10 protein-coding genes are annotated in these 11,205 nt (G+C 73.9%); 4 read left to right on the top strand and 6 right to left on the bottom strand.

The annotated features are described in order from the left end of the window. Nucleotides 1–86 precede the first annotated feature (86 nt). Complete coding sequence (locus ACFWEE_RS04095; protein ID WP_386886145.1) at nt 87–731, bottom strand: TetR/AcrR family transcriptional regulator C-terminal domain-containing protein; 645 nt, start codon at nt 729–731, stop codon at nt 87–89. Between the two features lie 142 nt (nt 732–873). Here ACFWEE_RS04095 and ACFWEE_RS04090 point away from each other — a divergent pair, with 142 nt between their 5' ends. Further along, entirely contained in the window at nt 874–2,289 is a 1,416-nt protein-coding gene (locus ACFWEE_RS04090) for an FAD-dependent monooxygenase (RefSeq protein ID WP_386886168.1), read from the top strand. 98 nt (nt 2,290–2,387) lie between these two features. Here ACFWEE_RS04090 and leuE read toward each other — a convergent pair whose 3' ends face one another. Together leuE and ACFWEE_RS04080 are read right to left on the bottom strand one after the other, a co-directional pair. Next, nucleotides 2,388–3,068, bottom strand: coding sequence for a leucine efflux protein LeuE (gene leuE, locus ACFWEE_RS04085; RefSeq protein WP_386886143.1), 681 nt, complete (start codon nt 3,066–3,068; stop codon nt 2,388–2,390). Between the two features lie 72 nt (nt 3,069–3,140). Continuing rightward, nucleotides 3,141–4,361: a cytochrome P450 gene (locus ACFWEE_RS04080; protein ID WP_386886167.1), complete on the bottom strand. Its 1,221-nt coding sequence runs from the start codon at nt 4,359–4,361 to the stop codon at nt 3,141–3,143. Between the two features lie 44 nt (nt 4,362–4,405). Here ACFWEE_RS04080 and ACFWEE_RS04075 point away from each other — a divergent pair, with 44 nt between their 5' ends. Beyond that, a complete protein-coding gene (locus tag ACFWEE_RS04075) occupies nt 4,406–4,789 on the top strand; it encodes a hypothetical protein (RefSeq protein WP_386886165.1) in 384 nt (127 codons plus the stop codon). A 40-nt stretch (nt 4,790–4,829) separates the two neighbouring features. Next, entirely contained in the window at nt 4,830–5,840 is a 1,011-nt protein-coding gene (locus tag ACFWEE_RS04070) for a L,D-transpeptidase family protein (protein WP_386886141.1), read from the top strand. Nucleotides 5,841–6,120: 280 nt separating this feature from the next. Here the strand turns inward: ACFWEE_RS04070 and ACFWEE_RS04065 are convergent, their stop codons facing one another. Then, nucleotides 6,121–7,581 (bottom strand): hypothetical protein, encoded by a 1,461-nt coding sequence (locus ACFWEE_RS04065; protein ID WP_386886140.1) that lies wholly within the window; start codon nt 7,579–7,581, stop codon nt 6,121–6,123. Then, entirely contained in the window at nt 7,581–8,378 is a 798-nt protein-coding gene (locus tag ACFWEE_RS04060) for an RNA polymerase sigma factor (RefSeq protein ID WP_386886138.1), read from the bottom strand. The genes ACFWEE_RS04065 and ACFWEE_RS04060 overlap by 1 nt, the downstream gene beginning before the upstream one ends. A gap of 462 nt (nt 8,379–8,840) precedes the next feature. On the opposite strand from ACFWEE_RS04060, the gene ACFWEE_RS04055 reads away from it, so the two are divergent. Continuing rightward, nucleotides 8,841–10,313, top strand: coding sequence for an RICIN domain-containing protein (locus tag ACFWEE_RS04055; protein WP_386886136.1), 1,473 nt, complete (start codon nt 8,841–8,843; stop codon nt 10,311–10,313). Between the two features lie 76 nt (nt 10,314–10,389). Here ACFWEE_RS04055 and ACFWEE_RS04050 read toward each other — a convergent pair whose 3' ends face one another. Next, on the bottom strand, nt 10,390–11,076 hold the full coding sequence (locus ACFWEE_RS04050; RefSeq protein ID WP_386886134.1) for a response regulator transcription factor: 687 nt from the start codon (nt 11,074–11,076) through the stop codon (nt 10,390–10,392). Between the last annotated feature and the right edge of the window lie 129 nt (nt 11,077–11,205).

Raw genomic sequence — 11,205 nt, 5'->3', positions numbered from 1 at the left:
CAGCCCGGACATCATCCGGGTGCGCCGACGGCCCTCTGTCGCGTCGTGCCGCGGTTGCGCTGCGCCACGACCGGGTCGAGAGGCCGTCACTCCACGCCGTACCGCGCGCCGATCCCCGCGACGAGGATCTGGAGCCCGTCCGCGAACAACTCGTCGTACGCGGTGAAGAGTTCGGGACCGGCCGCGGCGACCAGCGGGAAGTCCGCCATCCGCGCGGCCCGCTCGGACACGTCGTAGCCGTCGCGGCGTTCGCCGGGCATGGGCTGGACGCCCTGCTCCTCGGTGACGAACCCCATCGTGTAGGCGTTGACGGTGGCGGCGGCGCGTACGGCCTGCCGCAGGTCGAATCCGGCGTCGACCATCACGCGCAGGTGCTCCTCCATGCCCGGCGCGTGGTCGACGCCGGTGAAGCGTGCCCCGCTGAAGACCTTCGCGCCGTCGCGGTAGCGCAGCAGGGCGGTCCGCAGGGCGGTCTGCGAGGCGATGATCCGCTCCCGCCAGCTCCGGCCGACGAGGTCAGCCGTCTCCTCGACCAGCATCCGGCGGTACATCGCCGTGGCCATCTCGTCGAGGAGCTCCTGCTTGTTCTTGAAATGCCAGTAGAGGGCGGGCGCCTGCACGCCCAGCTCCTTCGCGATGGCGCGCAGGGTCAGTCCGTCGAGCCCCGTCTCGTTCAGCAGCCGCAGTGCGGTCTCCGCGACCGTCGCCCGGTCGATCTTCGTCGTGCCCACCCCGCGCACTCTACCCTCCGGCCCCTTGACTCCTTAACGACGTTAAGGGCACACTCGCCCCATGGAACTTAACAACGTTAAGGGCGACAGCGGCGTCAAGGACGGCGTTCCGCACGACGGACACCTGGACGTGGGCGGGCGCGTGGACGTGGACGTACTGATCGTCGGGGCCGGCCCCTGCGGCCTCGCGCTCGCCTGCGACCTGGCCCGGCGCGGGGTGCGCCACCTGCTGGCCGAACGCTCCGCAACTCTCTTCATGGGCTCCCGCGGCAAGGGCGTCCAGCCCCGCACCCGGGAGGTGCTGGACGACCTCGGAGTGGGCGAGGCGGTACGGACGCACGGCGGGGCCGCACCCGTGGGAATGATCTGGAAGGACGGTGAGCGCCAGGACGCGTACGACATGTTCCGCCGCTCCGGGCCCACCGACGCGGAGCCGTACGGGGAACCCTGGATGATGCCGCAGTGGCGGACCCAGGAGATCCTGCTGGCCCGGCTGCGCGAACTGGGCGGCGACGTCGTCCTCTCGTCCGCCCTGACGGGCTTCTCCCAGGACGCCGACGGGGTCACCGCTCGGCTCACCACCGGAGAGGTCCGCGCCCGCTACCTGGTCGCCGCGGACGGCGGGCGCTCCACGGTCCGGGGCGCGCTCTCCGTCGCGATGGAGGGCGAGACCGTCGACCCGTCCCCCGTGCTGGTGGCCGACGTGCGGATCTCACCGGCGGCGCTCGACCGGCTCAACTGGCACATCTTCGCCGACGGAGCGGGCCTGCTCACGCTGTGCCCGCTGCCCGGCACCGAGGACTTCCAGCTGGTCGCGCAGTTCCCGCAGGGGACGCCCGACACCTCCGCCGAAGGCGTACGGGCCCTCGTCGCCGCCCGCACCCACCTGGACGCGGACGCGGTCACCGAGGTCCGCTGGTCCTCGGACTTCCGCCCCCGTGCCGCGCTCGCCGGGCGCTTCCGCCAGGGGCGCGTGCTCCTCGCGGGCGACGCCGCCCATGTGCACTCCCCGGCAGGCGGCCAGGGGCTGAACACCAGCGTCCAGGACGCGTACAACCTGGGCTGGAAGCTCGGCCGGGTACTGCTGGGCGGGGCGCCCGAGTCCCTCCTGGAGACGTACGAGCAGGAGCGCCGCCCGGTCGCCGCCGAGATGCTGGGCCTGTCCACCCGCATCCACCGGGGCGAGCAGCAACGCGGCAAGGAGGCACAGCAGTTGGGGCTCGGCTACCGCGGGGGCCCACTCTCCGAGGGCGCGGCGGGCGTGCTGGTGGCGGGTGACCGGGCGCCGGACGGGGACGCGGGTGACGGGCGGCGGCTCTTCGACGTGTTCCGTGGCCCGCACTTCACCCTGCTGGCGGTCGGCACGGACGCCCCGCTGCCGGTGCCGGACGGCGACGCGGTCCTGGTGCACCGGGCGCCGCTCTCCCCGGCGTACGGCACCGGGCTGTTCCTGGTCCGCCCGGACGGGTACGTCGGCTGGGCGGGCACCACCACCGAGGGGCTGCACGCCTACGCCGCGCGACTGGGCCTCGCCCTGCCGGAGCCGGCCGCCCGTTGAGACACGCCCGGCACGGGGCGTCTCGCCGGCACGGGGCGACGCGCGTCGGTCCCGGGCGACTCCCAGCTGCCCGGCGTGGTTCAGACGCCCGGAGTGGTTCAGATGCCGCTGAGCGAGAGCTTCGCGGCGAAGCCGAGGAAGAGCAGCCCCGCCGCCGAAGTGGCCGTCGCCGACAGCCGCTTGCGGCGGCGGAAGGCGGCGGCGAGGCGGGTGCCGCCGAAGATCAGCGCGGAGAGGTAGAGGAAGCTCGCCAGCTGGAGCAGCCCGCCCAGGACGACGAACGACACAGCCGGGTAGGCGTAGTCGGGGTCGACGAACTGCACGAAGAAGGAGATCAGGAAAAGGATGGCCTTCGGGTTGAAGATGCTGACCACCAGCGCACGGCGGTAGGGCCTCTCCCGTGCCGCGTCCTCCCCGGGAACCGTCTCCCCGGCGGACGGGGCCTCCTCGGTGAGTTCGGCGACCCGGAGGGTGCGTTCCCGCCACAGCTGCCGGGCGGCGCGGAGCATCCCGAAGGCCAGCCAGGTCAGGTACCCGGCACCGGCGTACTTGACCACGGCGAAGAGCAGCGGCGTGGTCTGCAGCAGGGAGGCGGCGCCGAGGGCGGACAGGGTCATCAGGACCGTGTCACCGGTCCAGACCCCGGCCGCCGCGACGTATCCGGTGCGTACGCCGCGCCGGGCGGCGACGGACAGCACGTAGAGCGAGTTCGGTCCCGGCAGGAGAACGATGAGGACGAGGCCGACGAGGTAGGTCGGCAGATCAGTGACACCCAGCATGGGACGGAGTTTCGCACGCGCGACCGACGCGCTGTCCAGGGGCCGGGCTCCGACGGCGGGGAACGTCCCTGGTCACAGCCTGACGGGGAGGGCGGTCAGGTGCCAGTTGACGGGGTTCGTGCCGCGCTCCAGGTGCTCGGGACCGGTGGCGAGACGGAGGCCCGGGAACCGGCCGAGCAGTGCGGTCAGAGCGACGGCGGTCTCCTCCTGGGCGAGGTGCGCGCCGAGGCAGCGGTGGGCGCCGTAGCCGAATCCGATGTGGTGCTCCCTGGTACGGCGGGTGCGGGTGATGTCGAGGCGGTCGGGGTCCGTGAAGGCGGCCGGGTCGCGGTTGGCGGCGGACACGATGGGCAGCACGGCCTCTCCGGCGCGCACCGGGGTGGCGCCGACGGTGGTGTCGCAGACCGCGTAGCGGGGCAGCGCCCGCACGACGGGCCCGCAGTAGCGCATGAGTTCGTCGACGGCGTGCGGCATCAGGGAGGGATCCGCCCGGAGCCGGGCCAGTTGCTCGGGGTGGGTGAGAAGCGCCTCGGTGCCGTTGGCGACGAGGTTGACGGTGGTGATGTGCCCGGCGACGACCAGATTGACGACGAGCGCCACGAGTTCGTCGGTGCTCAGCCGGTCCCGGCAGTCGGGCCCGAGGAGATCGGAGACGAGGTCGGCGCCGGGGTGGCGGGTGTGGTGCTCCACGAGGGCGTGGGCGTCGGCGACCATACCGGCGAGCGCGTCCCCGAGTTCCTCGCCGCAGACCCCGGCGGTCAGGGTGGCGCTCCGGGCCCGCCAGCGGTCGCGGTCGGCCTCGGGGACGGCGATGAGCTCGCAGATGACGGTGATGGGCAGCGGCCGGGCGAAGTGTTCCACCAGGTCCACGACGCCGTTCTCGGCGTGCTCCGGCAGGCGGTCGGTCAGGTGGTGGGCGATGGCCTCGATCCTCGGGCGCAGGGCGGCCACACGCATCGGGGAGAACGCGGCGGTCACCAGGCCGCGCAGCCGCCGGTGGTCGGCGCCGTCCGCGTCGAAGATCCCGGCGCGCAGGTACTTCTCGTGGTCCGGCCGCATGCCGCGGGCCTGCCAGGTCTGCTCCGTACGGTGGGCGACCGGAGCCCCGGGGACGGTCGTCGCGTCCACGGTGAAGCGGGGGTCGCTCATGATCGTGCGGATGTCGTCGAAGCGGGTGGCCACCCACATCGGGTCGACCCCCCGCGCACGTCCGCGCACCATCCGCTCGCGTGCGCGGACGGGGGCGTAGCGGGTGAACGGGTCGCGCACCAGCTCCCGGTCGGCGAGGTCCAGCGGTTCTTCGACTGTTGGTCCTTCGGCGGGCGGTCCTGCGCAGGGTGGTCCTTCGGCGGGCGGTCCTGCGCAGGGTGGTCCTTCGGCGGGCGGTCCTGCGCAGGGTGGTCCTTCGGCGGGTGACTCGTCAGAGGGTGGCTCGTCGGCGGGTGCTGCCGCTTCGACGGTGGCGGCTTCGTGTGCGGCGGCTTCGGTCAGGTCCGGGTCGGGTACAGCCATGTCGGGTGCTCCTGCGGGCTCTTGGCCGATCGGGTGTCCGGCCGACCGGGCCGGACCGTCCCCGTCCCATGGTCCACCGGGCCGCCGGGCCGGAGCGGGCGACGGACTCCAATCCACCCGGACGAGCGCATTCACGGGAAGCGGGGTTCCCCGCGTCGCCGCCGTACGAGGTTCGGCAACCGCGCGGGGCGGGAACGCGTCCCCCGTAACACCGGTACGCGGGGCGTTGCGGGCCATGGGGAGGCCGAAGTGACACGCACACGAGCGACACGTCCACCCTCGACATCGACACCAGGTCCGGCTCCGGCCCCGCCGCCGGTCCGCGCGTACGGGCGCGGCCGGCCCACGCGGAGGCTCGTCGCGACCGCCGCCGTGCTCCTCGCCGGGGCGGTCCTGGCGACGGGGTGCCAACCGGTGGAGGTGACCGGCGGTTCGAGCGCCTCGCCCGTGCCCGTGCCCCGGGCGACCACCGGGCCCGCCACCGCTCAGTCGCCGTCGCCCTCGTCCTCGTCCTCTTCCTCCAGGACGCCCACGCGCACTCCGTCGGCGTCCCGGACCTCCGACGACAAGCCGTCCGCTCCCTCCGCCCCGGCCACGAGCCCGCCCGCCCCGGCGTCCTCACCGTCCGCCCCGGCCCTGATGGCCGTCGGCGCCGAGGGTGCGCGGGTGCGTGAGCTCCAGGCCCGGCTGCGGCAGGCCGGGCACTTCGCCCGCAACCCCACCGGCTACTACGGGACCCTCACCGCGCAGGCGGTGGAGGCGTTCCAGCGCAAGGGCGGCCTCGGGGTGACGGGCCGGACGGACTCCGTCACCTGGCAACGGCTGCTGACCACCACGCGTACGCCCACCGCCTCCGAACTCGACCCGCCGACCGAGCTTCCCGTGGCGGCTCCGGACCCGCGCTGTCTCACGGGGAGGGTGCTCTGCGTCAGCAAGGAGAGCCGGACCCTGGCGTGGATGATCGACGGGCGGGTGGTGTCGGTGATGGACGTACGGTTCGGCTCGGAGTACACGCCGACCCGCGAGGGCGTCTTCTCCGTCTACTGGAAGTCGCGCCACCACGTCTCGACGCTGTACGGCTCCCCGATGCCGTACGCGATGTTCTTCAGCGGCGGCCAAGCGGTGCACTACTCGGCCGACTTCGCGGCGCGCGGCTACAGCGGGGCGTCCCACGGCTGCGTCAACGTCCGCGACGAGAAGAAGATCTCCGCCCTCTACGCCCAGGTGAAGGACGGCGACAAGGTCGTCATCTACCACTGACGCAACCTCACATCCCGGTGCCGTCGGACCACGGGCACGGGGAGGAAGGGGAGATGGGGAGAAGGGGCGCGGACGGGACCGGGGGAACGTGTCCCGCCCGCGCCGATGCGCGGAGCCGAAGGTACGGGGGGAACCCCGGCTCGATGCGCCGCCGATGACCAGTCGGCTCACTCCCTACTGCGCCGCCCATCCGAAAAACGTCACACTTGTCGGCCGGATGTGACCGGTCCCACACCTGAGGAGCGGCGGGCGGCGCTCCTCGGGCAGCACGCTCCAGCCGTCAGGCCCACCCGTGGGCGGCGCGGCCGGATGCCCCGGAACCAGGCTCGCTGTCCCCGTCGGCACCGCATCCGGCGTCCTGCCCGGCGTATCCGCCCGGGGAGGCCTGCGCGCCCGGCCCGGTCCGCTCCGCCCGGCCGGTCCGCTCGGCTTCCCCGGCTCCGGGGCCGCCCGCGCCGGGAGCCGTGGCCCACGCGCCGCCGGACGCCGCGCCCGGGGCCGTCGTCCGCGCCGGAGCGGCTTCCGCCCCCGTCTTCACGCCTGCCTCCGCACCTGCCTCCGGGCCGGCCTTCGCGGCCTTCTTCACGCCCGTCGTCGTTTCCGTCCGCGCGACCGTCCTCGGTCCCGACACGGCGGGCGCCGCAGGCGGTGCCGCGGCGAAGGTGGCGTCCCCGGTGGTGCCGGCCGGGCCGCCCGCAGGGGCGTTCCTCAGCGAGGAGGTGGGCGACTGGCCCTGCTGGTAAGAGTCCTGGTCCCAAGCGCCCGTGCCGTCCCCGGTGTGCCCGGAGCCGTATCCCGTGCCGTCCGGGGCGTCCCCGTCCGGGCCGTCGCCCGCGACGGAGCCACCGGGGTACGAGGCCGTGATCCCCGCGCAGTACTCCGGAATGTTCTTCTCGCCCCGGGCCAGTTCGGCGAGGCGGCGGCGCTCCCGCTCGTCCAGGTCTCCGTCCCGGTAGTCGTGGCAGTCCTCCACGGCCTCGGCGTACCGGTCGGAGCCGGACCCGCCCGGGCCGTACGCGTCCCGGTCCGGGGACCCGTACCCGTCTCCGTGACCCGCCCCACGGTCGCCCGAACTCCCCTCGGCACCGGCGCCGTTACGGCTGTCCGGCTCCCCGGTGGCGCCCCCGGCGCCCGTTCCCTGGGACGCCCCGCCGGAGCTCTTGCCGGAGGGGCCTCCGGTCCCCGTCGGGGCGCCGGAAGACGCGTCCGTACCGGACGGTTCCGGGGTGGCGTCGTCCGGCGAGGCGGCCACCGACACCGTGCTCGCCGGGCCGTGCTCCGCACCGCCGAACGTCCCGGTCAACGCACCCGTACCGGCCGCCACGGCGACACCGCCGAGCGCGCACCCCGCGAGCGAGGCCGCCAGGCCGATGCGCACCGGACGCCCGAACCGTGGACGCTCCCGGTGGCGGGACGGCGAGGGCGGCGTACCGAGCCGCACCGGGTCGAGCGTGCCCGCACCCGGAGCCGTACCGGCCTCCGGGGCCGGTCCGGCGGGCCGCCGGTGCCGCCCCGTCCCGGACGCCCCGCGCGCCGGTCCGACCTGCCGAAAGGCGGCCAACGCCGCTTCCTCGCCGCGCAGTTCACCATCGGCCGATGTCTCCGGACGGGCCGCGCCGAGCGCTTCGGAGAGGCTTCGCGCGGCGGAGCGCGCCTGAGCCCCGGGCGGCACGACCGGTTCGCCGCGGAGCAGTCTCTCCGCCGCGTCCCTGTCGAGCCACTCGTCCCGATCGTCGGCCATCACATGTCCTTCTGCGTCCACGGACGCGAATGCGTCACTCCGGGAACCGCTCCCGCGGGCGCCGCCACACCACCCCGCCCGAGGCGCTGGGCGGGTACGGCGCCGAGTTCCGGTACGGCCCCGCCCAGGCCCCCCGCACCGCGCTCCGGCCCGCCGTCCACCGGCCCGCCGTCCACCGGCCCGTCGTCCAACGGCCCGCCGTCCACCGGCCCCCCAGGGACCGTACCGGCCCGTTCCGCTTCCCGCTGCTCCCCTCCCAGCATCTCCGCGAGTCGCTTCAACCCCCGGTGCGCGGCGGTGCGGACGGCCCCGGGCCGCTTGCCCAGCGTCTGCGCGGCGCTCTTCGCGTCGAGACCGACGACCACCCGCAGCACGACCGCTTCGGCCTGGTCCTGCGGGAGCCGGGCTATGAGTGCCATGGCCCGGTCGGTGTCCATGGCCTCGATGGCCTCCCCTGCGGTGTCGGAGTCGGCCGGACGCTCCGTCAACTCCGTCTCGTCGCCCCCGATCGCGGGCCTGCGCCCGCGCATCCGCAGATGGTCCAGGCAACGATTGCGCGCGATCCGGGCCGCCCACCCCCGGAACCGGTCGGCGTCCCCGCTGAACCGGCTCAGGTCACGGGCGATCTGGAACCAGGTCTCGGACGCCACGTCCTCCGCGTCCGCCTCCCCCACCAGCGTTCGTATGTACCCCAACAGCCGTGGCTGCACAGCGCGGTACACAACGCGGAAGGCTTCCTCGCTCCCGCCCTGCGCCGCGACTACCGCGGCGGTCAGCTCCGCGTCGTCCCCCAGCACCCCTCAACCGCCCTGCTGTCCCGAATCGCGGCTGGTCACCGCCGCTGCGCCACCCTGCGCGGTCAGAACGCTACGTGCTCGGCGGGTGTCGCGTCCATGGCTTGTACAAGTCGCAACAAACCGGCGACGGGCCCCGGGTGTAACAGAAATCGCAGCCGCGACGCTGAGTGGGGTACGGGGCCGCGCTGCGGCTTCGTGGAAGACGGCCGAGGCCTCTCCTGTGGGGGGTGGCGGCCTCGGCCGTCCTTCCTCCTCACCCCCGTCCGACGGGGCGAGGTAGCGGCCGGACACTCACCGGCCGGCCGGCGCGCGACCGACGCGGGCCGTGACCGCCCGTCGGAACCGGAGCTCCGGGGGTCCACCCGGCCCGGCCGGAGACGTGTCCTCCGGTGCCCACTCAGGCAGGGAACGCTGCCCCGGAGCCTGTGACCGGCGCCCGGTGCGTCCGCATAGCGTCGCCGCGTGATTCTTTGGACTTCCCTGGAGCCCGCCTCCGCGACCGTGGACCCGGGCGGCACCACCGCGGTGCGGCTACGACTGCGCAACACCGGCGAGGTCGTCGACGAGTACCGCTTCGAGGCGGTCGGCGACATCGCACCGTGGACCACCGTGGAACCGGCCGTACTCCGGCTCTATCCAGGGACGGCGGGGACGGTGGAGCTGACGTTCGCGCCGCCGCGCGTCCCCGACGCGGCAGCGGGGCCCCACCCGTACGCCGTACGCGTCACGCCGACCGAGCGTCCCGAGGCGGTCACCGTCCCCGAGGGCAACCTCACCATCACCCCGTTCAGCGAGGTCCGTGCCGAACTGGTGCCGGTCACCGTCAAGGGCCGCTTCCGCGGACGGCCCGGGCTCGCCGTGGACAACCTCGGCAACACCGCCGTGACGGCGTCCGTCAGCGGCAGCGACACCGGTGACGAACTGTCGTACGACATCGTCCCCGGCAGCCTGCGGATCGAGCCGGGCCGCGCCGCGTTCGCGCGGGCGACCCTCAAGCCGCGCCGCGTCATCTGGTTCGGCTCGCAGCAGCGGCGCCCCTACACGCTGGCGGTGCAGCGGTCGGGGACGAACCCGCTGGAGGTCGAGGGCACCTACGTGCAGCTGAGGGTCCTGCCCGCCTGGCTCGCCACCCTCCTGGGCGTCGTCCTGGCACTGGCCGTGACCTTCGTGCTGCTCTGGATCGCGTACGAGCCGCAGGTCCGCAGCGCCGCCGTGGAGCAGCTCCAGCAGGCCGGCGCCGGCATCCTCCCGACGCCCGGCGCCGAGAAGACCGGGGTGGCCGCCGAGCCTTCGCCGTCCGGCACGGAGCCGGCCGTCCGAGCGCCGTCCAAGGAGGCTCCCGAGGATTCTCCGCCGAGCGGCACGGGCGGCGGCAAGGGAGGCGGCGCAGGCGTGGTCTCCTCCCCGTCCGCCGGGGAGGAGACCGGCCCGGAAGGCGTGGACGACGTCCTGCTCAGGCTCAGGTCGGTCGAGCGGTGCGCGGACGTCCCGGGCCCGGCCGAGCCCGAGCGGGGAGATCTGGTCACGGTGGGAACCTGCGATCCGGGCTCCGGGAAGAACGAACGCTGGAACGTCGAGGTGGTGGAACCGACGGGCGGTCCCGGAGGCACCGCCCTCTTCCAGATACGCCAGACCGAGGGCGGGCTCTGCATGGACCTCAACGGGACGGGGGCCAAACCCGCGGCCAGCGCGGTGTTCACGTACGGCTGCAACGGAACCACCGGGGACAACCAGCTGTGGTGGCTCGACCAGCAGGACGAGGACACCTACTGGATCCGCAACCTCGCCAGCCACGGCGCCTGCCTGGACATGGGGGGACCCGCCGTGGCGGGGAACCCCGACAGGCTCCTCATCAGGGATTGCGTCGAGGGCGAGGCCCAGAGGTGGCAGATCGTCGACCCGACCGTCCCGGACTGGACGATCGTCCACCCCTGAGGTCCGCCTCGGGCGTCGTCCGCCCTCCGGGGTGGAGCGGCGGACGCGGGCGGCCGTGCGCCGGCCGCCCCGGCGGTCAGATGAAACCCTGCCGCACGGCGTAGGCCACGGCATGTGCCCGGTTGCGGAGGTGAAAACGGAGGGTCAGCCCGTGCAGCACGTTCTTGACGGTGCGCTCGGAGCAGGCGAGCTCGGCTGCGATCCGGGGGTTGTCCAGTCCCTCGGCGACCAGCCGCAGAACGTGCGCCTCCCGTGCCGTCAGCCTCGTCGAGGGGGTGCCGTTGTCGTCCGCGGCGCGGCGCCGGAGTGATTCCACCTGACCCATCAGCCGGCCGAGCAGATCGGCGGGCAGGTCGCCTTCGCCCCGCGATGCCGCGATGACGGCCTGCGACAGCCGCCGGGTGGTCGCCTCGTGGCGCCACACGACGGCTCCGACACCGCACTCGACGACCGCGAGGAGTTCGCTCTCCCGCAGCGCGCTCACCACGAGGACGGTGGACGCGCCGTCGCCGCGCGCGAGTTGGCGCAGCCGCACGAAACTCCTCTCGTCCGGTGTCTCCTCGACCAGCACCGCCACGGCCCCGGGCCCGGCCTCGTCACGGAGTTCGATCACCGGGTGCTGCCGCAGCTGACTGGCCACTCCCGCCTCGGAGATGGGGTCCCGCGCATGGACCACGACACCGATCCGGTGCGCGGATCCGTCCGCCGCCCTGCCCGTGGTCCCGATGGCTTCGATGTCCGAGGTGCCCGTCGTACCGCTCACTTCGCCCTTGCTCTCCCTCTGTTGCTTCCTTGCAAATCCATTACTGACGAATGGAGTTCACATTCCTGCACCTGTCGCGAGGGGACAATCGTGGAGAACCACGAGGCGCACGACGCGTCCGCCACGGCA

It is taken from the genome of Streptomyces sp. NPDC060184 (assembly GCF_042728795.1).
GTDB lineage: Bacteria > Actinomycetota > Actinomycetes > Streptomycetales > Streptomycetaceae > Streptomyces.
Note: the sequence above shows the minus strand (reverse complement) of the source record. Positions and strands in the feature narration are given on the sequence as shown.